Source organism: Microbulbifer mixtoriginis (SeqCode) (assembly GCF_052467515.1).
In genome coordinates this window covers 3,278,337-3,301,162 of record NZ_CP174314.1, presented here as the reverse complement: position 1 = coordinate 3,301,162, position 22,826 = coordinate 3,278,337, and the positions used below count along the sequence as shown (strand labels likewise).

Here is a 22,826-nt window from a genome sequence, read left to right as displayed (position 1 = left end):
TAACCAGCAGCAGGCTCGGAGCGAAGCGCAATATAAGCTGTCCGGCGCCGCAGTCGCGAAGTTAATTGACTTGTATGGTTGTTCTTGCCCGATTCTGATGTTGAAAATCCTTTTCGCTAACGGGTAAATTGAGACCCACCTTCGGCGGCCACCGAAGGCCTTGTTTATCACAGTTCGCTGCCTGGCCGGTTCGTAAAAGACCGATAACAAGTATGAACATGAAAAGCACTCACTAGGCATAACTCGAATAGTCATGTGGGCCTTGAGCCTGAATAGCAAGGCGAAGATAGCTTATCTTATGGAACCTCAAGAGATCAGTGTCGGTATCGGCACCAGCAGTAAAAAACTCGATATTTATATGAGATCTACTGGCCAATTCTTTAGTGTTAACAATGTCAAAAATGGCATTAAAGATGCCATTAAAAAACTACAACCTCTTATACCTCAGAGCGTATTAATAGAGTCTATTGAAAGACGCGAATTAGAGTTTGTTTGCGCCGCAGATAAAGCAGGATTACCTATTGTCGTTTGCAGTCCGTCTCAGATAAGAAGCTTCGCTAAATCTGAAGGACGCCTCGCTAAACCGACGAGCTAGATGCAATTGATATTGCACATTCTGGTGAGGCCATGAATCCAAGACTGTAGATGCTAAAACAAGAAAAGCTCAGGGATATCAGTGAGTTACTGACTGTAATAAGCCTGTGCTTAGAGATGAGCACAATCCAAAAGAATCGACTTCAGAGGATGCCTAAGTCAGTGCACAAACTTATCCAGACCATTCTAAACAGCATTAAAAAAGAGTTACAAGATATCGACAAACAACAGGATAAACTCGTTAACAGTGTGTCTTAGTGGCGGCAAAGGCGCGACCTACTGTTGAGTGCTAAAGGGGTCGGAAATGTATTGGCTTATACGTTGATGAGTGAGCTTCCCGAGGTAGGAAAATTGAACCGTAAAGAAATCGCTGCACTTGTAGGTATCGCCCCGATGAACCGTGATAGTGGCAGCTTCCAGGGTTAGCCCTATATTCGAGGCGGACGACATCGTGTGCGTACAGTCTTATTTTTTTCTATGATGTCGGCAATACAATGCACCCTAAATTAAAACCAATGTATGAGTGCCTAGTCGCTGCTGGCAAACCAAAAAAGATGGCTTAAATAATTGACTAAGGACTATAGTCACTTGTTATGCCACTTTAACCAAGGGAGCTACATGTGCCATATAGTTTACCTTTCCCAAAGGAACCCCTTTCATCCGCATGATGTTGTAAGCAGAAACCAAATGAAAATAAAAGTTGGGGATTAGAAATTCTTGAATGTAATCCTTCCCCTCTAACTCAAGATATTGATTTCCATCAAGGTTTATTCGCTTTAGTTCTGACAATTTTGAATCTCCTAGCTCCGAATCTTGAAGTTGAGATTTAGTTCGCTCAATTAGGTTCTTAGCTACGGTTAAGGACTCAATTTTAGGGGATAGATTATCGGATTCCTGATTTTTGCACCAAAGCGAGAAATTGTAAGGCTGATTACATGCGTAGGCAATCTGTGTGCCAAAAGGAAGCATGTCTTCAATTAGCCGAAAATCCAATATGGATTCTGGCTCCTCATGGAAGTGCTGTTCAGAAATTTCAAGAATATGACCAAGAGTCGTTAGTCTAGACGAAAATAAATCGACTAAGCTCTTGGTTCTTTCCTTTGACATTGTATTACCTCCTTAACAATGGAAAGTCTTAGTCATAACGCCCCAAGCACTGGCTGGAACGTAGTTGGTTGATTTTGTGCTATTAAAGCACAAAATAAAGCGGCGCAGTGGAGGTCAAGTACATTGCTTTGTCAGTTTTTTGAATCGCAAAATGATAGCTTATTGCGTAAAACCAAATCAATAATCCCATTAGGATCTGAAGAAAGCTCGACGATTGATTGTTTGTTATCGCCGATTGGTATTCGATGACACGGATTAGACCGGATTTGATCGTTTTTCCGATATAGAAAATACAGTTGAACTGAACCCAATTCAACAGGCATCCATGAGTCATTAAATGTAAATCGATCCCCTATTTCAAAAGTACTCTTGATTGAATTCAATACCAAGAAAGTTGAGTCGATACCTCGATTCAGATCTTGCAATCTCTCCCACGCTGGAGAGTCACGCCACTCAATAGGCTTTGCGTTATATGAGCTAATTTCATGTGTCAGATCTGCGTACGCGATGCGGCCTGAGATTTTCTTAGCAATAACAATGTCAGTGGCATTATTCAAATCAACGTTTAAATTCTTATGATCATATTCAAACGAAATGGCTCGCTGAGAATAAAGGATGATTAATAAGGTTAGATATATAACTTTCATTGATCGAAGCCCGATGAAAACTAACGCCTTGCAGCAGAGGTCGGCGCGTAGCGACGGTCCTGCTGGCTGCGATTGTTATGTTTCGTTTTTCTTGAGCTGATTTTCTAGGCTCTTTAAATCACCCAGCACCCATACATCAGAGATTCGATCACCTTCAAAGGTAAACAAGGCGCACCCATTCCAAGTTACGCGTTTATGTGATGGTAAAAAGCCCATAAACTCATCTCTATGAAATCCGGTAAAGGACATCTTTGCAAAAACCTTGTTTCCCTCTTCTACGAGATCTTCAATAATACATTTGTAATCACCCAGTGCTTTGTGAACCATATCGACATATTCAGCGAAACCTTTGTGACCTCGCTTTTCCTGCCCCAATGATCCTCTAAAGGAGAAGCTCTCATGCAGGATCGATGGCATTGCTTTCTTATCGTGGGCATCCCAAAGAACCTCATAAAATCTTCGAACTTGACCTTTATGCACTAGTCATCCTCAGAAACATAACGAAGCGGCGTGTAAGCTGTCGGGCGCCAAAGGCGCGTAGTTAATTGACTTGGTACGCCCAGCATGAGCGTGAACTACTTGGGTGAAAGTCCCCTGTAGGAGGATCACCATTTAATGAGTTCCATTAAATGCTAACTACTAGCGAATGGCAACTGCAACACTGTGAGGTCTTGTGGGGAGGAAGCCGCTAGCAAAACTACGAGCTGACAGACAGAAACATCCTATAAGGCTTAGCCTGAAAGTGAGGCGGCCAAGGACACCGAAGCCGGGTGATCTAACGGGTAAAGTAAATGACGCAGTTGTGTAGTGAAAGTTCACCTTCTTATCTGGGGGGACCTGTTTAGCTTGCTGCTATGAAGCTGTTAACGTGGCCGCTGACTCATAAGTAGGCCCAACCCACTAGCCACCATCGAGGGGTAGACAAGAGTGGTGGGACACAGCAGCGCCTCGGTCAGTAATGATCAAGGTGATTAAACAGAAGTCAGCCGACGGCGTAGTAGCCAAATGCCAAGATTAATACCTTGGACAGGGAGTAGGCCTGAACCCAAAATCCACGAGTTAAAAGACAGGGCTAGCCTACCGATTTGTTTCCAGTCGGATAAGTTGAGGTAGCGCGCTGCCGTGACACTTAACTCAAATGAAGAGCTGCTCGACGCCAAGGTTGGGTAGAGATTCATTACGAATAGGGAACCGCCCATTGCGGACCCGCACGATGGGTGGTGTGGGGGCCGGTAGCTAGAAACTACCGGCTACCCGATTTAGTTTTTTACTGCACCATTTTCTGTTAAGTATTTTATGACCTCAGTATTTTTTCCGTAATAGGCCCACTTAAGAGGAGTTTCACGTCCACGGCATTCTGCATTTACATGAGCCCCGGAATCAATCATAAATTCAATCATTTGAACTGTACCATCTTGTGCTAAATAGTGCAGAGATGTACATTTGTCTTTAGCGAGATAGTTAATGTCTACTCCTTGCGCAACAAAATATTTGACTACCTCAATCTCTTCCGTAATGGCACCTCCAAGTATTGCATTATCAATAGCTTTTTGAGGAGCCTTATTACTTTCAATAATTGCTTTTATCGCGTTCAAATGTCCTATTCGAGCAGCAACATATAAAGCTTCTTTGTATTCGGAAGAATCAAATTTAGGACCTTTATCAATAATCAATTTCACGAAGTCATAGTTATCTTTATATATAGACCTAAAAAGTGCCCCCGGTTTAATCTTTCCCCCATTATTAATGAGTAGAATAACTGTCCTGGAGAAACCTTTTTCTAAAGCTTTATCAATAAGGGTGCTTGACTCATTAGTTTGTAATTGAATATTTTTATTTAATTTTAAAAGTCTAGTTACCAAGCCAAAGTTGTTGCTTTTAGCCGCATGAATTATTAGCTCTTTGTAATCTTTATCAGAGATATCATCAAAAAAGCCAGCGCTTTCGAAAACGAAAGCCCCATCTTCATCAAGATTTCTAGTTGATTTTTTAAGCCCGTCTATATCGTATGTAAGTTTTCTAGCTTTGATTTCTTCAAGGGCTATCTGTTTTTCATTAACTTCAGAGCAACCAGTAATTATTGTAACGAAAATGAATATCATAATTTTCTTGTGTGGCATTGAAATATCCTAAAAAATAACGCCGCAAGCAACGGCCGTAATGTAGCAGCGAAGCTGCGAATTGGAGATCCAGCCCACGCAGTGGGCGATGTTGCCTTGCATTGGTACGCCCAGTATGGGCGTGAACTAATGGGGTAAAAGTCTTCTGTAGAGAGATCACCATTTAATGGACTCCATTAAATGCTAACTACTAGCGAATGGCAACTGCAACACCGTGAGGTCTTGTGGGGAGGAAGCCGCTAGCAAAACTACGAGCTGATGGACAGAAACATCATATAAGGCTTAGCCTGGAGGCGAGGTGGCCAATGACACCGAAGCCATGTGATCTAACGGGTAGAGTAAATGATGCAGTTGTGTAGTGAAAGTTCACGTTCTTATCTGGGGAGATCTGTTTAACTTGCTACTGTGAAGCTGTCAGCGTGGCCGCTGACTCATAAATAGACCCAGCCCGCTAGCCACCATCGCGGGGATAGAAAAAAATGGTGGAACACAGCAGCGCTCCGCTCAGTAATGATCAAGGTGATTAAACAGAAGTCAGCCGACGGCATAGTAGCCAAATGCCAAGATTAATACCGTGGACAGGGTGAAGGCCTGAGCCCAAAATCCAGGAGTTAAAAGACAGGGCTAGCCTACTGACATGTTTCCAGTCGGATAAGTTCAGGTAGCGCACTGCCATGATACTCAACTCAAATGAAGAGCTGCTCGACGCTATCGTTGGGTAGAGATTCAATATGGATAGGGAACCGCCCATTGCGGACCCGCACGATGGATGGTGCGGGGGCCGGCAATTAGAAACTACCGGCTACCCGATTTAAATGCGTGGTTCAGATTGCTCGTAGATCTTCATTGAATTCTAACCCTGAATGGCCATTAATTAGATCTATAAAACCCTTTTGGCAATAAATTCCCATGAACCCATCATAGCTTGTTTTGAAGATAAGATCGTCAGGAGATGGATTAAAAGAAATCTCTTTCACATATGAAGATTCTTTTCCATCGAGTATTTCTTTTGAACTTTTTGTTAAATCAGCTTCAATACTGTGGGTTATATTGAAAATAAACCACGTTTCTCCAGAAAGATCTATTGGCAGAAACTCACCATATCTGTCAAGATTCAAATGAAGAGCATTATATGCTTTTAAGTTAAAGCATATATTTCTTTGCCATTCTCCTAAGTCAGTTGCAATTTCTTCATTGTTAAAGAGCGACGCTGTGAATTTTTTCCAAATTTCCTCTCGAGGAGTGCCGTCAAAGACAAACTTGAAACCACCAAGTGTCTTCATCATTGTTGGCACATCTATGTTTATTCGTGGAGCTTTGTCCTGAAAGGTTACTTTGTAGACTGACACTTTTATATCCTACCAACACTTTTCCAAGGTGGAACACTTGTATTATTTCAGGTGTCATCTTTCAATCTGTGGGTGTCCTAATGTTGCTGTTTTCTTTGACTTGTTAATTTTTTTAAATCGTTCATTTCTAACCATGGTCTGCGCCTATGTAGCATTCGATGGCAATTAGAGCACACCAAGGCTATATCTTCCTTTTTGGTTTCCTCTCCATCCTCATGGAGCTCACTTACAGGTTTGGTATGGTGCGCCTCGATAAACTCAGCGCCCAGTTCCCCATAAAAATCTTCAAAATCAAAGCCACAACTCTCACATTGTAGTTTTCTGTTTTTAGCCAACGCTTCTGCTTTAACTTGCGATATCAACGTTGAGTTTCTCTCCCTTGCTCTGTGCAGTTTTTCTTTTATCTTTCCCTCAGGAAACCCATTACGAAAGGATGGCTTGTCTGGATCAAGTTTATCTGCTTTCGCTCGGTTTTCTGCAAGAGAGACCAATTCACCTAGAAATTCGGATATTTCGTCTAAAATTCTTGGCAAAGAGATAACGACATCAAGGCCAAAAAAATACTTCTCAAAATATTCTTTACGCTCATCATTTCTTCCATCTCTCTTTGATGGTCTATAACGCCAATGAAGATACTCTCCATCTTCGTCAGAGGAGAAGCTATGAATTTCAGCTATTGGTCCAGCTTTATCCTCAGGAAAGAGAACGACATAGTATCCATTTGCTTCGTTCCATTTTATTAAAAGTAACCAAAGATTTATTCCCCTAGGGTTTTCAATTAAAAAGCCGCCTTCGAAATCCTTTGAATCGGCCCATTGGTGGAAATCCTTCAATGGTTTGGGAGTTAACTCTTCACTAATAGACGGGAAAGCTTTCTCTTTACTTCTATATTGGGAGAGCAGTCCATATAGATTCTTTACTATCAGAATATCCACTTATCTCTCCGTAGAAGTTAACGCCAAAAGAACCCGCACCTACGGCGTCGGGTTGTTTGCCTTGGTACGCCCAGCATGGGCGTGAACTAATGGGGTGAAAGTCCCCTGTAGGAGGATCACCATTTAATGGGTTCCATTAAATGCTAACTACTAACGAATGGCAACTGCAGCATCGCGAGGTCTTGCGGAGAGAAGCCGCTAGTAAAACTGCGAGCTGACGAACAGAAACATCTTATAAGGCTCAGCCTGGAGGCGGGGTGGCCAAGGATACCGAAGCCATGTGATCTAAAGGGTAGGGTAAATCATACAGTTGTGTAGTGAAAGTTCACGCCCTTATCTGGGGAGATCTGTTTAGCTTGCTGCTGTGAAGTTGTCAGGTGGCCGCTGACTCATAAATAGGCCCAACCCGCTAGCCACTATCGTGGGTTAAAAAATGTGGCTGAACACAGTAGTGATGTTGAGTAGAAATTCATTACAGATAGGGAGCTGCCCATTGTGGACCTGCACGATGGGTGATGTGGGGGCCGGTAGCTAGATACTACCGGCTACCCGATTCAGAGCCTTACTCTTGATCCCACTCTTCTTCATAGCCATTACTCACTAAGTAGCCATTCAGAGAGTGAAAAATATACTCCATCCACTGCTCGATTCCTTCTTTCTCCAGCAGAGGGAATCCAGAACCTTGATCATCAGCAGCAACGTCTATCATTCCCCAATAGAATTGAGAAAGAGCTAATGCCTGCTCTCGATTAGAAACTACGCCTTTCTTAAGAATATCTAGTGCAGTTTCATTCTCCATCTTTTCAGCGTAGTGAATAAGGATTTCGCGTTCTTCTGGGTATTTATATTCAATCATAGTGCGTCTTGAGCCTCTTTAATTACTGACATCCGATCAGCAACCCAAGTTAACTTACTTACCAAGTCTTCAACCCTCATTCTTTCAGTAACTACAAGCAGGTAGTGTTTCTTATCTTTGGGGTCAGGTGAAAATTCTAAACCATTTGGTATATCTGCTTTTTCAATTACCCAAAATACATTAATAGGAAGGCCTTTTGTCACCTTTTTCTTCATTCTATAGATGCGCTTTAAATGCTGCCAGTGCGCCGAGAATGAGAGCCCCATTTGTGGATGTGGTAAAACCCAGCGTTCATCTTGTGAGAAAAGATAATCACGTTTTCTAACGCCACTAATGATAGATGCATCATTGCTATTTCTATAGAGAGTTGGGTGTGCTCCAGCCTCTGTAGGACGTGCATAGAAAGGGCCAAGTTTACTTATATATTCCCTTAAATTCTCTACGGTTTTAAACTGTTCCATACATACATTCCATGTGAACTACTTAATCAACTCTAATGCTTGCCTCAACCGTGAAGCACATTGTACTGAGTCCGACAGCCAAAGGCTGCGTATTGCTGCTACCTGGTACGCCCAGCATGAGCGTGAACTATAGGGGTGAAAGTCCCCTGTAGGAGGATCACCATTTAATGAGTTCCATTAAATGCTAACTACTAGCGAATGGCAACTGCAATACCGAGAGATCTTGTGGGGAGGAAGCCACTAGCAAAACTACGAGCTGACGAACAGAAAACATCCTATAAGGCTTAGCCTGGAGGCCAGGTGGCCAAGGACACCGAAGCCATGTGATCTAACGGGTAGAGTTAATGATGCAGTTGTGTAGTGAAAGTTCACGTTCTTATCTGGAGAGATCTGTTTAGCTTGCTGCTGTAATCGGGGCCGCTAAGCTGTAATTAGGCCCAACCCGCTAGCCTCGATTCAGGAAGCCCACTTTATAGCCTATGTAGATCTCAAGCCGATCGGTGCTATTTCTCAAGACGCGCCCCCTATCCTTGAGCGACTGGGAATCTCAGAAAAATACTGGCTCCATCTTAATCGGAACTTTGAAAGCCGCTTTAAAGGCCTGGTGGGATCAGCAGAGGCTGTACGGCAAGTCTGTATTCAGCTCAATAAACGCTGGGTACATGGCATAGGCGATTGCCAACGTTTCCTTTCCGCAGCGTCCCACTAATTCCCTCCCAACCTTTCGATGCTATTTCTTCCGGTTGGGCCAAAATCACGCAATTTTCAAACCTAAAGTATAATTTTTTAGCATTTCACCTCATCCTATATCAGACCAAAAGAAATTGCCGTTAAGGTGGATGACCCTTACTATTTCCGGTGTTATCTTTCAATCTGTGGGTGTCCTTCAATCTCGTAGTTTTTTGGAGCTTGATTGGGGTTGGGGTAAACTAGCAAGCCAATACCGTAACAAACTAGGGCTACTATGATGGAAGCACCGTCTTTAATAAAGTAACCAACAGCCAGATTCAGAGAGCCAAAGTTGAATAAGATACTGCTCCATTCGCCCAATGCAATATCCATAAATCCTTTACCTCTATTAGTATCAGATTCGCTTTTTGCTTTATGAGTAAACAAGGCAAAACCACCAAAAAGGATGAATGCGGATAAAACCTGGATAATAACCACCTCATAGCTAATGAACTTAGTGAGTTCTGAGTTTGGTATTGCACCGTTCCAATCAAGATTATTTCTTATGGCGTAGTAAACCACCGAAGATATAATAAATATTCCCCAAAGTAATAAATTTGAAATCAATTTTTTGAATGCTTGCTTCATAGATTATCTCGCTCATTTCTAGGTTGCTCTAACGAGGGTGTAGAAAAACTCAGCTTTCTTTTCGTATTGTGCTTCTACGTGAAAAATAGCCTACTCATCAGTGAAAGCTAGATCAGAATTCACGTAGAATCATCATTTATGGTTAATATTTGATCGCGCCTAAGAAAGTAAAGACATAAATTAGTTTTTCTGCAGTCTGAACACCCAAAACAGTAGTAAATTTATGCGTCCAACTGATTTTGTTTGTTATCTTAGATGCTATTTCTGTCATTTAGGGGCAACCACAAAATAATCAATCTTTCCATCTCTAGACTCATAATGCTTATTAATTTCTACAGAAACACAAATTTGATCGTCACATTCAATAATATCTCCATATCGTTTCAACTCGTCGACTTGCCGTTGAAGTCCATCCCTCTGAGCCTTTAATAATTTAATTTCTTCAATGGTTGGAATGTTCTTTATAAAAAGAAACCAGATGCTCATACTAACTCCCACCAACAGCATAAGCACGATAAAAGACAACTTCAAGACTGAGTATCGACTCGATCTCTCGTACCTTAAGGCTGCTTTTTCAGCTTTAACATTTGCTGAATTTAATTTGCTAAGCAGATTTTCTGATACACACTCTACTATTTCGTCAGAAGCAGTTTTTGTTGATTTTTCAATTGCTCTTCTTGCATTTACTTCAACTTCGTTAATGTGATGAATACTGCGATTAAGCGATCTAATTAAATCTGCAAAATCCTTCTCATTCTTTTCACTTGTAGCCAGAAGGTTTCCAGCTGCATCAAATAGTAGATCAAGTCTATCCATTACAAACCTGGCTCCAATCTTTGTCCTTTACGACGATTGATGCTAATTTCCATTTCTTTGTTTCTCAGGAGTTGTTTTTTAATCTTATTAACATAGGCTTTATGCTGGAGTCTTAACTGCATTATGTTTGTAAACTGGAAATACTTAATACGTTTCTCGCTTACAGCAATAACGATACCTCCAGTGCCCACCTCGCCTGTACCTTGGCATCTGGAAACTAAGCTAAGGTAGTCTTTATAATCATCCCTGCTAAAAATTGAATCAGAGTGAATTACATCTTGTTTAATTTCTTCGATAAATGTCTCTAAGGTAAAGCGACTCTTAATCTCATCATCAAAAGCCTCGAGATATGGTTTGATATTATTAACACAACACTCATCAAAAGATTCAGTCTCTACATACCAATGAATACTTTTAGAGATGTTTTTATATTTTATATTATTTCCTAGTGCTGCCTTTAGTTGAGAATGCCGCCTTTTTTCTTTTTTAAAACTTCCAGATCTGTTCTTAAACTCTATTAGCCTGACGATTCCTGGATACTCTAAAAGTACATCACCAAGTTCTTTGTCTGCTGGTGTCTGTTGTAGCAAGTTGATTACAGATAAGGTTTCCTTGTTCCTTACTTCTGATCCTATCGCGTGCCCAAGACCATAGAGGAAGTTACCAATAATGACATTTTCATATAACTTCATGACTACTTACATACACTCAAAGTTGAAGTGATATATCGCTGAGTTCAGGGCAGCTTACTATATGTGCCGTTTTTGCGAAAATAGGAGCGCAGCGATCCGCAAAAACAGTGTATATTGTAAGCTGTCCCCTGGAGCGAATTGCTATCTCTAGGCCTAACCGTCTTGATCAATGCTTCTTAATAAGAGTCGGCCATAGCTTGTAATAGAACTTCCACGGGCCTTCATCATTCCAGTTCTATCATCAAACTCAGGCAGCTCTCCCCTCTTTGGCTTTTTAAAATTAATTTTAAGTAAACCGAGATTAATTAAATGTTCTTTGTGAGTTTGGTATATCGTATGCTTATCGAAATCAGTCGCAGAACCACCTATATGTGCACTTGGCGATTCTAGTGCTTCTCCATGCCTATCCCAAAACTCCTCAAATCTTTCTTCTCCTCTATTCAGAGAATACGACTTTAACATTAGAATTTCTAAATCGTTTAATTCACCAAGAGTAGCTAGTATTCTTTTGTACTCAATGTGCGCCAAATCGTCATCGGTTAGACTATTTTTTAACAACGAGGCGATATAGTCCTTTCTAACTTGTGACAATGATCGCGATGCCTGTATAAAGCCATCTTCGATCAAATCTATAGACTCGGGCGATGATATTCTTTCCTTAACTCTACATTTTTTATCTTCAGATATTTTTGATTCAAGAAACTTAAGTAAGGACTCAATTCGGTCAATTCTCTGGTTTGGTATAACTGAACCGACAATCTCAGCCGCCAAAGGACCTACGAAGGGAACTGCGCCAACAAGACCCTTACCGATAATTGCTGCTACATCAGTTTTACTTGTACTCATTTTGTTCCACCATGAGATAACACTTATATAGTAATCAGTCTGATTACTATTATCATGATTGTTATCTCAGAATCAATTTCTACGTCAAAGCAAAAAAATTTCATTTTAAATTAGATGCTTAATGCAATCTTATACATTCGTACAAACTATGAAAATGATCACTTTGGCTACTATTCCGACTTAAGGGTGGTCTGTAACTTTATGATTTAAATAGATATTTTTTGGTTTGCATTTTTATTCTCGAATATAACAGTCAAGATGATCATAAATTACTAGGTCAGCACTTACTGACTTTTGTGGATTGATGATAGTTTGGGGGAAGATATCGAGGTAGGTGGGGGACACCGAACCCTTGTAAGGGTTACTTTTCTTCACTCGATAAACGCTTAAAGCTATTACAGAAAAACCAAAATTAAGTGGATGTTTTGATAAAGGGTATTTTTATTGGATTTAAGAGAAGCCGTTTCTGGTCACCCATCAAAGGTAGAGCTTAAGGCGTCACAACTATTGACACAATACTGAAATCACAATAAAGATACTGGATATTAAAACAGTTAAATCCATACCCGATGACCCAGCCTCGCCGCTCACAGATCTCACTTGATGCGACGCCGTACTATCACTGCGTCTCCCGCTGTGTACGCAGGACGTTTCTTTGTGGAAGGGATGATCAATTGGGGAGCGATTAATGGATATTAGTTGGTTTATGCGTTGCCTAAACGAATCTATTGCTCGGCAAGCCAATGCAGAAGACTGCTGTACTGGCCGCTTCTGGGAGGGCCGTTTCAAGTCTCAGGCGCTATTGGATGAAAGAGCCTTGGCTGTCTGCATGGTCTATGTCGATCTTAACCCCATCCGTGCCGGTATTGCAAAAACCCCGGAGGACTCCGATCACACGTCCATTCAGCAGCGTGTTCGAGCTGTGATCTCAGGTGAGAAGCCCAAAGAGCTACTACCGTTTGTGGGCGACGAGCGCCTTAATATGCCGAAAGGGTTACCCTTTCAATTGGATCACTATTTGGCGTTAGTAGACTGGAGTGGCCGGCATTTAGACCCCAAAAAGCTCGGTGCCATTTCTCAAAACGCGCCCCTATCCTTGAGCGTTTAGGAATCTCAGCAAAACACTGGCTCTATCTTAATCGGAACTTTGAAAGCCGCTTTAAAGGCCTAGTGGGATCGGCAGAGGCTGTACGGCAAGCCTGTATTCAGCTCAATAAACGCTGGGTACATGGCATAGGTGATTGCCAACGTTTCCTATCCGCAATGCCCCACTAATTCCCTCCCAACCTTTCGATACTATTCCTTCTGGTTTGGCCAAAATCGCGCAATTTTCAAACCTAAGGCATAATTTTTCAGTATTTCACCTTGCCGTACACCTGATCAGGAGAAGTGGCCGTCAAGGTGGAAGGCCTGTACTTTTTCCTGTGTCATATTTCAATCTATGGGTGTCCTATTGTTACTTCCACTTGTTTATCGCCCATTTTGGAGCTCCGTTAACGCTTGATCTAAAGTGCCCACAGCTTGGACAATAGTTTCAACAGCCGCTCGGTCGAACTCTCCATCTCGCTGAGAATCATGAGTTCCACTATTTAGGTATCCCCATTCTATTGAGCCTCCAGCCACTCCTAATAACGCATCTAGAGCTCCAAGCGAGGAAATAATTGCATTAGATGGGTTCTGATTCCTTCTCAAAGAAGAACGAATTTTATTGCACTTATTATTCAACTCCCACGGTGATCGTGGCCCACTAAGCTTAAGTTCAATACGTCCATCTCCGCGTCTTCCCATCCAAGTCCATAGTCGGTCCGTTAGGCTTTCTATAGCTGCTCGAGAGAAATAAAGAGTTTCTCGTTTATCATCATTAGAAAATGCCTGCTGGGCTTTAAGAACATAATTCTTTGAAGGAGGATTGGTGTCAACACGTAAGTGATGCTCACCTTGATGCGGCAAAAATTTATACAGCGCTATATCTCTTGCTCGTGCTGCACCTAGCTCTTGTTGGATTCTATGAAGAAATTCCTCAGCGTGTGATGTTAAGATGACCTGCTTTTCATCCAACAAACCATCTTCGAAGAATGTTCTCCAGATCCCATTTCTATGATCATCATCAATAGCATTTACTACGTCATCAAAAATAACGAGAGGACAACCTTCCTCAATATTCTTTGCGAGCAATATTGCTAATCCTAAACACTTAATGTGTCCTTCGCTGAGCAGTGTTAATGCATCATAACGGACCCCTAATTGCTCCTGAAACTCAAGTTCAATTTTTCCATTTTCAGCAATTGGTAGCCAAAGGCTTTGTAATAAGTCTACTGGTAAGTCATCACGATTGAATGAATTGTATAGGTCGCGAGCCCTTTGTCCCAAACCTTGAAGCAATTGAGATGGTAGATTGCGTAGATATGATTGGATCTCTTGTAAAAAACCATCATATGATCTTTTAACCCTGTTATGGAACTCGACTACTTGCGCCTCAGCAGCTACTAATTCAATTAGCTCTCTGTTAGCCTCATCAAAATTGGCAACTGTTGTTCTTGCTTCTGCAAGTTCACGTTCTGCAGTTTGTCGTATTAATTTCGCCCTCTCTATCTCGATGCGATATCCATCAAGTCTAGTTCTTTCTTCAGCCAGCTGTTGGCGTTGAGCTAGAGCTTTGCGAGCTTCAACATCTGACCTTTCAATATCTGTGCATAGAGTTAGCAACACATTCCAAGACTTATTATTGTCATTGACCCATGCCTGGAGCCATTGACCAGTTGATGTCGGAGGCAAAATTGGTAGCGCATTCTCTCCGAGCGTTTGAGGGCATACTAGAGCTGCTGCATTAATTGTATTGACCATCAATTGATGTAAGTTTTGCATCGATTCATTCAATACGTCACTTTGCTCTTTTGCTTGTTGTTGCAAACTAGCTAGTTCACCAAGTTGTTTAAGACCAGTGGTTGCAGCCTCATATGGATTTTTAGCTGCGGACTGGAGGTTAGTGCCACATGCTGGGCAGTGATGCGGGTTTGAAGAAGATAACTGGAGCACTGATTCATATAGTTGTTTATATGAAACTTCACCTGCACGACGAGCTAATTCAGTGTTTATGCCTTGCAATGTACTATTGATAGCGAATACTTGATTAAACGCTGATGTAAGTTGTTCTGAAGTTAGGTCGTAAACAGTTGGCGAAGGAGCATCAAGCAGAGATTGTACATATGGGAGGCGACCTTGCTGATCCTGACTTCCAACTAACCACAGATTAACTGCTTCATAGTTGCTTCCTGGCTGAATTCTTTCTGCGATTTGGCCTTCATGTATATTAATTTGTGAAAGACGCTGCGGAAATTCCTGAATAACTTTTTCTGCGCTAGCCAATGCCTGTCGTCTTGTTGCAAGCTCTTGTGCTCGTTGTCCAGTAAGGTTTAAGTTTTCATCAAGAGAAGGGTTAAATCCTCTTACAAAGTCTAAAAATTGGTCAATACCAAAAAGCGTAGCAATTAATTGTCTTTGATCGCTTGGAGTTCTTGAAGCAATTCGAGCAAAATCGTCCAGTCTGTTTTTTTCTATAAAGCAGAACCTATACTTTTCTTCATTTGGCTCTAGATTAACCGGAGGATTATTTCCATTTACTGTTGATATAACAGGTTGAATATATTGTCCTAGCCTTGCATTTCTACAGTAAGTGTTATGATCAATCCGTTTTACTTGAGCCTCACTTATAGAGCCTAACAACGCCGTTTCTAGAGCCTCACAAAAACTACTCTTCCCTGTACCGTTGGCACCATAGACAAGAGTAATTGGATTACTTAAGTCAAATATCTCCTGATTAGTAAACCCTCTAAACGGTCCCACGCTTAATTGATGCAGGCGGCCAATATTATGGCCATCAGCATTAATATTATTAAATTCGGGCAACTCAGGGGAGATTTCTGTAAGTTGGCTTATTGCAATCGGCGCTAATCGTGATGATCGAGCTCTGCGAGTAGCGCCCACCTGTGCTAAGTGTGGAAGATTTAAATATATTAGGTTTGCCATTCGACGAATATCGTCTTCTATAGGTCTTACAGCTAAAACCTCCAAAAATCTTTGATATTCAGCGATAACGCTGGCCATATTACTTCCTTATAGTTCGAATATTAGTTTTCAACTGCAGATGCTATGAAGGCACATAACAGCTATATAGTAATCATTCTGACCACTATTATCCTGATTGTTATCTTAGAATCAATTTCTAAGCCAAAGCCTAAATTTTTATTTAAAACTATAGACTCAAAGTATCCTGATACGTCCGTACAAACTGGAAAGGCGATCACTTTGACTGCTATCCCAATTTTAACGCTACTCCGTAATCCATTTATTTTATTGTTGTTTTGGGGTTTATCTTCTTGTTCTCTAATATCACGGTCAATATGATCGCAAATCCCTAAGCTGGCACTCGCCAACTTTTACAGGCTGGTATTAGTTGGGGAGTGGTTAAGGTATCCAGGGTTCCTCTGAATCACTCTGTAATATCTCTGCGGATCTTGAAGGCTAAAGATGTTAGGTGCAGTTCGCCGCGAATGGATGTAGCCCTTTGCAAGTGTTGCAACGCAGCGGATATGGTCTTCAAGGATCGGCCTGAGGGGCTTCCATAACGATTCATTTCTTCTATGATCTAGTCATTCCTGTGAAGCTACGCTCTTATTGAAACCACTCTGTAAGTTCAGGCATCACTGGATTCTTCAGAGGCTCCTAAATCTCGCAGTAATATTCTGCAAGTTACTTTGGTCTATGGAGAGATCTTTTCTGTAGACATGTGGAGTACGTATTAAATCAAAGCATTGATGATTTATTGTTGTCTGAACTCCAGCGTGGGAGCGGTGGGTATATTAAGCTAATCGGCCATTTTTATATGCAATCGAAATTTTTAATGTGTGAGCAACAAAAAATATAGGCACAAAAATAATCTTATTAGATTTTATTAGGATTGTTTTAGTGTCAAAGCCACGTAAAATCGATAGATATTTATTGGTAGTTTGGCCGCGATTAAGAAGCCATCTAAAGGCAGCAATCAAAGCAGCTCGGTTCAAGAGTATCGAGAGAATCAAGAACCCAAGAATCTTCTAAAAACCACCCCTCAAAGGAGAACGGTAGCGTGAAGTAAGAAACAGTAAAAGGCGCTGACCCAAGGTGCTGGAACACCTGGGGCCAGCTAACCAAGTTGATAATCACGGTATCAAAGTGGCTATATGCATAGTACGCTAGAAACCCGCTCGTCTTCAATAAAGTGGAGCACAATCAGCGGTTTGGAGAGATTTTCTAAGCCCTGGGGGCGTTGCGTCTGCCTTTTCTTTTTCTACGCCTATCGTTCTCGCGCACCTCCTCGCGCTTACTCAAAACCTTTCTATCCAAGCTTCCTCAACGGGGAAGGTCTATCCATGGTTTGAGTATCAGTAGGAAATAAATATGTTGATCTTAAAGCGCCGCGCTGGCGAAAACTTACGGATTGGAGCGAATGTCTCAATCACAGTATTAGGCGTTAAGGGTAATCAGGTAAAGGTAGGCATACTTGCTCCAAAATCCCTGCCCGTACACCGTGAGGAGATTTATAGGCGGATTAAAAGGGAAGGAAATATGGGCATTGGAAATCGTTGAGAATCTGATCGAGATGGTGGCGCTTAGCCATGAATGGGTTTGTTGCCATTGAAGGGCTAACTAATGATAGTTAGCCCTTTAATTTTCAATCGAACCAGACGAGCCTTTCGCTGCGACTAGAGCCGCTGTTTAAGCTCAGGAATAAGCTTTATTAGTGATGCTTAAACCCAGCGGCAAATTTGTCTGCTAATTTAAAGTATTCCTTTAGGTCCTTACGGGTCTTTTCTGTGCGGTTGTTCTCGGAGTTAAGATGGATATTCTCCACAACAACGGCAATTTCTTTTGCCAGCTCTTGCTTGTCACCCTTTAGGTTCTCAGCGAAAAACTCAACACTTTTCTCAAGCGTGTAGGTGATGACATGTATCTGGTGAAGCTCAGCAGCGTCAAGCTTTTGCTTGCTCTTAATTTCTGCGGTTTTCTCAACGAAAATCTTCTTGGCATCTTTCATCGAAGTAACATCCGCTACTTTAAGGTGCTGAATGGGCTTTTCTCCAGAAGCATCGCTAGCTTGCGCTGTGGTAGCAAAAGTAACCGCAAAAAGTAGTGCAATTAAAATTCTCATCTTTCCTCTCTGACGCCCAAACTTTAAGGGTTGGTAAGGCATTGATCGGGCGAGGTGAATGCCTAACATTTAACAGTGATCATTTTGCTCATTTTGATCGCTATCGTAAATGAGGATAACTATCATTAACATTCATGATACAGGAATTTTTAGGGGCTCAAAACATTTCTGGCAGAAATTGCGATCTGGCTGATCGAAGCTTGTACAGGTCAAGAAAATGGAATCTGAGAACGGCGAGTACGGGAGGGGGGTAACGGAGGATTTTAGCCAGGAAGAGACGATCTCCGTTTTATGGAATTTGATCTGTTAACCCTCTCTTCGCGATAGCAAAGAGAAGGTTATTTACAGGAAGAGCCCGTTAACCCGGTATTATTGAGACCGGTTTCACAAATTAATTGGTACGGAGGCTAGGAAACCTCGCCCAATACATCAACCATTGCCGAAGTTAATTGGTTAAGGTCTTCTTTAGAAATTACATAGGGCGGCATGGCGTAGACCAGCTTGCCGAAGGGGCGCAGCCAGATGCCGCGTTCAATTAAAGCTTCCTGCACCTTGGCCGTATTGACCGGCTCACGCATTTCCACCACCCCAATAGCGCCAAGGGCGCGAACATCGGCCACACCCGGTGCGGTTTTTAATGGGGCCAGCTGCTCGGTCAGTTGCTGTTCGATCGCAGTTACTCGCTCCTGCCAGGGGCTGTTGAGTAACAATTGGATGCTGGCGTTAGCGACGGAACAAGCCAGGGGGTTACCCATAAAAGTGGGGCCGTGCATAAACACACCGGCTTCTCCCTGGCAAATACCTTCGGCCACTTTATCGGTACAGAGGGCGGCGGCGAGGGTCATGGTGCCGCCGGTGAGGGCTTTGCCCAGGGTGAGAATGTCGGGGGTGATATCGGCGTGCTCACAGGCAAACATTTTGCCGCTGCGGCCAAAACCGGTGGCGATTTCATCGGCGATTAGCAGTACGTCGTGCTCGTCGCAGAGTTCGCGCACCCTGCGCAAATAATCGGCAGAATAAAAACGCATGCCGCCAGCGCCCTGGACGATGGGCTCTAAAATAATCGCGGCCAGCTGATCGCGGTTCTCTTCCACTTGCTGACACAGTTCAGCGATATCATTGTCACTACAGGTACTGCCAAAGGGTGTTTGCGGAGCGGGTGCAAACTGGTGCTGGTTCAGATGTTCAGCAAACAAATGATGCATTCCGGTGACTGGGTCACAGGTGGCCATGGCCCCGAAAGTATCACCGTGGTAACCGTTGCGCAGGGCCAGCAGGCGGTTCTTTTCGGGCTTGCCATGGGAGTGCCAGTATTGCACGGCCATCTTGATAGCCACTTCCACAGACACTGAACCGGAGTCAGCAAGAAATACCCGGTTGAGGCCGGCTGGAGTGATTTCCACTAAGTTCTTGCACAGCTCGATCGCGGGCTCGTGAGTTAAACCCCCGAACATCACATGGGACATTTTGTCCATCTGATCGCGCATGGCCTGGTTTAGCTCGGGCACATTGTAGCCGTGCAGGGCGCTCCACCAGGAGGACATACCGTCGATCAGGCCGCGCCCGTCTTCCAGGTAAATACGTACCCCTTCGGCCCGCGTCACCGGGTATACCGGCGGCGGGTCGATCAGGGAGGAGTAGGGGTGCCAAATATGTTTGCGATCGAAATCCAGGTCCATAAAAACTAAATCTTTATTCTCAAGAGCCGACAATCATTCGTTAGGCCAGTTCGCGCAGTACTCTGAGCGGGGGCTGGCTGATCGAGCTGTAACAGGCCAAGGTACCGGCGGTGCCAACCAGAACCGCACCGGTGAGTGGTCCGGTTAGCCAAAGGACTGGGTGCAATATCACCGGCAGTTCAAAGACCCAATAAGACAGTACGGCCAAGGTGGCTTCCGCACCGATAGCCGCGAGCAAACCGGCGGCAAAACCCAGTAGGCCAAATTCCAGTATCAGGCTTCTCAGCAACAAGCGCCTGCGGCCTCCCAGTGTGCGGATAATTGCCGCTTCCTGCAATCGCTCGGCGATACTGGCGCGCACCCCGGCAATTAATACCAGGACCCCGGCAACCAGCATCAGGGCCATAACCGATTCGATAGCAAAGGACACCTGGTTAATGGTGTCGCGGATACGCTGGATGATCTTATCCAGCTCTATCACACTGACGCTGGGGAAGGCGCGAACCAGATCGTTGACCTGTAGCTTGTCCTCCGGTGGGAGGTAAAAACTGGTGATATAAGTAGCCGGGAAATCATCGATAGTGCCCGGTGCAAATATCATATAGAAGTTGGGGCGCATGCTGTTCCAGTCCAGCGAGCGGAAGCTGGCTACCGGGGCTTCTACTTCGAGTCCGCCGATTGAAAAGCGCAACTGATCTCCCAGTGATAGTTCCAGCTGGGCTGCCAGCTCCACTTCTACGGAAACACCTTCGCTGGTCTTGTCCCACCACTCGCCTTCCAAGATGCGGTTGTCCGGTGCCAGGGTATCGGTGTAGCTCAGGTTCAATTCTCGGCGAACGCCACCGGGGCGATCTTTCATCTCTTTAATGGAGACGCCGTTAATTGCCACCAAACGGCCGCGCACCATGGGGTAAAACTCGGTGCTGCTTACCTCGCCCTCTGCCAGCATATTTTTCATGGTTGGAACATCGTGGGGGGCGATATTCAGGAGGAAGTGGTTGGGGGCTTTTTCCGGTAATTGCATCCGCCATTCGTCCACCAGGGCGGTGCGGGCAAAGACCATGGCCAGCATGGCCAATAATCCGGTGCCAAAAGCGGCAATCAATAGAGTGTTGAACGCGGCGCGGCGTTGCAGGCTGCCCAGGGCAATACGCCAGGCGCCGCCCAGGGAGGCCAGCTTTCCGCGCACCAAAAGTCGGTTAACCAAGGCGCTGCCCGCTACCAACAGGAGCATGCCGACAAACAGGGCGAGTGTCATGAGCAGGCTGCCGGACAGCCACCAGATTAGGAGCAGCATGGCGCTGGGGCCGAGAATCAGCCCGAGCCATTCGCGTCTGTCCGGGTTACTCCAGTCGTGCCTCAGGGTTTGCATCGGGTCTGTACGCGCCAAACGGAAAAGTGGCGGCAAAGCGAAGCCCAGGGCGCAGGCGATGCCGGTAGCGAGCCCGATCAGCAGTGGGCTCCAGCTGGTAGCCGGGGGTTGAACTGGGAAGAACCCTTCCATCAGGTTGACCGCCTGGCTCTGGATAAAGGTGCCCAGTGCCAGCCCGATAGCGGTGGCAATCAGGGTGAGGGCGGCCAGCTGTCCCAGGTAGATACCGAGAATTTTGTTGCGCCCGGCGCCGAGACTTTTCATTACGGCTACGTAGGCGCCGTGGCGCAGTCCGTAGCGTCTGGCTGCCAGGCCAACGGCGACGCTGGCAAGAAGTACGGCCAGGCTGGCGGCGAGAAATAGGAAGGACTCGGCTCTATCCAGAGCAGAGGCAACCCGGGGCTGGCCTTCGCGCAGGTCCAGTATTCGCTGGTGTTCAGTCAGTTGAGGTTTGAGCCAGTCAAAGTAATCCTTCAGGACTTGGTCATCACCGGCAAACAGGTAGCGGTAGCGCACACGGCTGCCGGGCTGGATTACACCTGAGGCGGGCAGGTCGGCGGTATTGGCTAATACTCGCGCACCCATATCAAACAGGCTGGTACCCCGGTCGGGTTCCCGCTCCAGTATGGCTGTCACTTTCAGTTGGGTGTCGCCGAGGGCGATAGGATCGCCGAGCTGGATTCCCATCAAGGGTAGAAGGCGGGACTCCACCCAGGCTTCTCCCGGGGGAGGTCCTTGCGGTGCAATTTCTCCAGGGCCTTCCGGGGACTTGCTGATTTCCAGTTGCCCCACCAGCGGATAGCCTTTGTCGACGGCCTTGACCGAGACAAACTGGAACTGGTCGTTGGCGGAGATCATGGATGAAAACTGGACTATCTGGCCCTGTTCCAACCCTTTTTTATTGGCCTCTTCCAGCCATGCGCTATCCACAGGCTTGCTGCTGCGCAGCACCCGCTCTGCAGCCAGGAAGGTGAGGGATTGCTGCTCCATGGCTCGGGTAAGGCGGTCGGTGAAATGGGCGATCGCAGTGACACAGGTAACCGCCAAAATCAGGGCAGAGGCAATTAGCGCCAACTCGCCACCGCGCCAGTCCCTGAACAGCAGTCTGAGTGGCAGCATCAGGCGGATACCTCCGAGAAGTTGTCGTCACCGGCGAGGGGCTCGTAAGACTCCACGGCACCTGCAGACATACGCAAGTGAGTGGCGCAGCGTTCAGCCAGGCGCTGCTCGTGGGTCACCAACACCAGAGTGGTGCTGGATTCGGCATTGAGCTTAAAGAGTAAATCGATGATCTTGGCGCCGTTGCCGGCATCCAGGCTGCCGGTGGGTTCGTCGGCAAAAAGGATGGCGTCCTCGCCGCTGAAGCTGGCGAATGCCCGGGCAATGGCGACCCTTTGCTGCTCCCCGCCGGAGAGTTGGCGCGGGTAATGGCCCAGGCGATGTTCGAGTCCGACCTTGGCCAGGAACTCCTCAGCGCGTTTGGCGGCGCCGCGTTCACCGCGTAGCTCACTGGGCAGCATGACATTCTCGCGAGCGGTGAGACCGGGTAGTAGCTGGAAGGTTTGAAAGACAAACCCCACACAGCGGGCGCGTACCGCCGCACGTTGTTCTTCATCCATGGCGGTAATTTCTTCGCCGGCCAGCCAGATTTTTCCCTCACTGGGCTTGTCCAATCCAGCTAATAGACCGAGCAAGGTGGACTTGCCGGAACCTGAGGCACCGGTCACAGCCAGACTCTCTCCACGCGCCAGCTGCAGGGAGATATTGTTTAATAGGGTCAATGGCCCTTCGCTGGTGGAGACTCTGTGATACAGGTTTTCTGCCGTAAGAATGGCGGACATACTGTGT

21 protein-coding genes are annotated in these 22,826 nt (G+C 44.9%); 4 read left to right on the top strand and 17 right to left on the bottom strand.

Annotated features, from left to right (window positions below; all coding sequences use genetic code 11):
* Window positions 1–298 precede the first annotated feature (298 nt).
* Both ACJJIT_RS14285 and ACJJIT_RS14280 read left to right on the top strand, forming a co-directional pair.
* The gene (locus tag ACJJIT_RS14285; protein ID WP_444898823.1) at window positions 299–595 is read left to right on the top strand and encodes a hypothetical protein; all 297 of its coding nucleotides are present in this window, start codon (window positions 299–301) and stop codon (window positions 593–595) included.
* A 308-nt stretch (window positions 596–903) separates the two neighbouring features.
* Window positions 904–1,020 (top strand): hypothetical protein, encoded by a 117-nt coding sequence (locus ACJJIT_RS14280; protein WP_444898822.1) that lies wholly within the window; start codon window positions 904–906, stop codon window positions 1,018–1,020.
* Window positions 1,021–1,185: 165 nt separating this feature from the next.
* On the opposite strand, the gene ACJJIT_RS14275 is transcribed toward ACJJIT_RS14280, so the two are convergent.
* The 11 genes from ACJJIT_RS14275 to ACJJIT_RS14225 all read right to left on the bottom strand — a co-directional run bounded on the left by ACJJIT_RS14275 (window position 1,186) and on the right by ACJJIT_RS14225 (window position 11,740).
* Window positions 1,186–1,701, bottom strand: a complete 516-nt coding sequence (locus ACJJIT_RS14275; RefSeq protein WP_444898821.1) for a DUF1993 domain-containing protein — start codon at window positions 1,699–1,701, stop codon at window positions 1,186–1,188.
* Between the two features lie 722 nt (window positions 1,702–2,423).
* The gene (locus ACJJIT_RS14270; RefSeq protein WP_444898820.1) at window positions 2,424–2,828 is read right to left on the bottom strand and encodes an ester cyclase; all 405 of its coding nucleotides are present in this window, start codon (window positions 2,826–2,828) and stop codon (window positions 2,424–2,426) included.
* A gap of 779 nt (window positions 2,829–3,607) precedes the next feature.
* Window positions 3,608–4,468 (bottom strand): ankyrin repeat domain-containing protein, encoded by an 861-nt coding sequence (locus ACJJIT_RS14265; RefSeq protein ID WP_444898819.1) that lies wholly within the window; start codon window positions 4,466–4,468, stop codon window positions 3,608–3,610.
* A gap of 824 nt (window positions 4,469–5,292) precedes the next feature.
* On the bottom strand, window positions 5,293–5,817 hold the full coding sequence (locus ACJJIT_RS14260; RefSeq protein WP_444898818.1) for a hypothetical protein: 525 nt from the start codon (window positions 5,815–5,817) through the stop codon (window positions 5,293–5,295).
* 77 nt (window positions 5,818–5,894) lie between these two features.
* Window positions 5,895–6,752 (bottom strand): HNH endonuclease, encoded by an 858-nt coding sequence (locus ACJJIT_RS14255; RefSeq protein WP_444898817.1) that lies wholly within the window; start codon window positions 6,750–6,752, stop codon window positions 5,895–5,897.
* 562 nt (window positions 6,753–7,314) lie between these two features.
* The gene (locus ACJJIT_RS14250) at window positions 7,315–7,608 is read right to left on the bottom strand and encodes a hypothetical protein (protein ID WP_413664767.1); all 294 of its coding nucleotides are present in this window, start codon (window positions 7,606–7,608) and stop codon (window positions 7,315–7,317) included.
* On the bottom strand, window positions 7,605–8,069 hold the full coding sequence (locus ACJJIT_RS14245) for a hypothetical protein (RefSeq protein WP_143731023.1): 465 nt from the start codon (window positions 8,067–8,069) through the stop codon (window positions 7,605–7,607). Before ACJJIT_RS14245 ends, ACJJIT_RS14250 begins: the two co-directional genes overlap by 4 nt.
* A gap of 861 nt (window positions 8,070–8,930) precedes the next feature.
* Window positions 8,931–9,386, bottom strand: a complete 456-nt coding sequence (locus ACJJIT_RS14240; RefSeq protein WP_444898816.1) for a hypothetical protein — start codon at window positions 9,384–9,386, stop codon at window positions 8,931–8,933.
* Window positions 9,387–9,653: 267 nt separating this feature from the next.
* Complete coding sequence (locus ACJJIT_RS14235; RefSeq protein ID WP_444898815.1) at window positions 9,654–10,202, bottom strand: hypothetical protein; 549 nt, start codon at window positions 10,200–10,202, stop codon at window positions 9,654–9,656.
* Window positions 10,202–10,894, bottom strand: coding sequence for a hypothetical protein (locus tag ACJJIT_RS14230; protein ID WP_444898814.1), 693 nt, complete (start codon window positions 10,892–10,894; stop codon window positions 10,202–10,204). The genes ACJJIT_RS14235 and ACJJIT_RS14230 overlap by 1 nt, the downstream gene beginning before the upstream one ends.
* 153 nt (window positions 10,895–11,047) lie before the next feature.
* Complete coding sequence (locus ACJJIT_RS14225) at window positions 11,048–11,740, bottom strand: hypothetical protein (RefSeq protein WP_444898813.1); 693 nt, start codon at window positions 11,738–11,740, stop codon at window positions 11,048–11,050.
* Between the two features lie 688 nt (window positions 11,741–12,428).
* Between ACJJIT_RS14225 and ACJJIT_RS14220 the strand changes: the two genes are divergently transcribed.
* Window positions 12,429–12,848 carry a transposase gene (locus ACJJIT_RS14220; protein WP_444898812.1) on the top strand — a complete coding sequence of 140 codons (420 nt, stop codon included), beginning with the start codon at window positions 12,429–12,431 and terminating at the stop codon, window positions 12,846–12,848.
* Window positions 12,849–13,210: 362 nt separating this feature from the next.
* Here ACJJIT_RS14220 and ACJJIT_RS14215 read toward each other — a convergent pair whose 3' ends face one another.
* Together ACJJIT_RS14215 and ACJJIT_RS14210 are read right to left on the bottom strand one after the other, a co-directional pair.
* Window positions 13,211–15,844, bottom strand: a complete 2,634-nt coding sequence (locus ACJJIT_RS14215; RefSeq protein ID WP_444898811.1) for an AAA family ATPase — start codon at window positions 15,842–15,844, stop codon at window positions 13,211–13,213.
* Between the two features lie 62 nt (window positions 15,845–15,906).
* Window positions 15,907–16,173: a hypothetical protein gene (locus ACJJIT_RS14210; RefSeq protein WP_444898810.1), complete on the bottom strand. Its 267-nt coding sequence runs from the start codon at window positions 16,171–16,173 to the stop codon at window positions 15,907–15,909.
* Between the two features lie 1,003 nt (window positions 16,174–17,176).
* On the opposite strand from ACJJIT_RS14210, the gene csrA reads away from it, so the two are divergent.
* A complete protein-coding gene (gene csrA, locus ACJJIT_RS14205; RefSeq protein ID WP_444898809.1) occupies window positions 17,177–17,365 on the top strand; it encodes a carbon storage regulator CsrA in 189 nt (62 codons plus the stop codon).
* 151 nt (window positions 17,366–17,516) lie between these two features.
* Here csrA and ACJJIT_RS14200 read toward each other — a convergent pair whose 3' ends face one another.
* The 4 genes from ACJJIT_RS14200 to ACJJIT_RS14185 all read right to left on the bottom strand — a co-directional run bounded on the left by ACJJIT_RS14200 (window position 17,517) and on the right by ACJJIT_RS14185 (window position 22,819).
* Window positions 17,517–17,927, bottom strand: coding sequence for a DUF6746 family protein (locus ACJJIT_RS14200; RefSeq protein WP_252085007.1), 411 nt, complete (start codon window positions 17,925–17,927; stop codon window positions 17,517–17,519).
* Window positions 17,928–18,334: 407 nt separating this feature from the next.
* Window positions 18,335–19,606, bottom strand: a complete 1,272-nt coding sequence (bioA, locus tag ACJJIT_RS14195; protein ID WP_444898808.1) for an adenosylmethionine--8-amino-7-oxononanoate transaminase — start codon at window positions 19,604–19,606, stop codon at window positions 18,335–18,337.
* Window positions 19,607–19,646: 40 nt separating this feature from the next.
* Window positions 19,647–22,097, bottom strand: coding sequence for an ABC transporter permease (locus ACJJIT_RS14190; protein ID WP_444898807.1), 2,451 nt, complete (start codon window positions 22,095–22,097; stop codon window positions 19,647–19,649).
* A complete protein-coding gene (locus ACJJIT_RS14185; RefSeq protein WP_252085010.1) occupies window positions 22,097–22,819 on the bottom strand; it encodes an ABC transporter ATP-binding protein in 723 nt (240 codons plus the stop codon). The genes ACJJIT_RS14190 and ACJJIT_RS14185 overlap by 1 nt, the downstream gene beginning before the upstream one ends.
* Window positions 22,820–22,826: the final 7 nt, after the last annotated feature.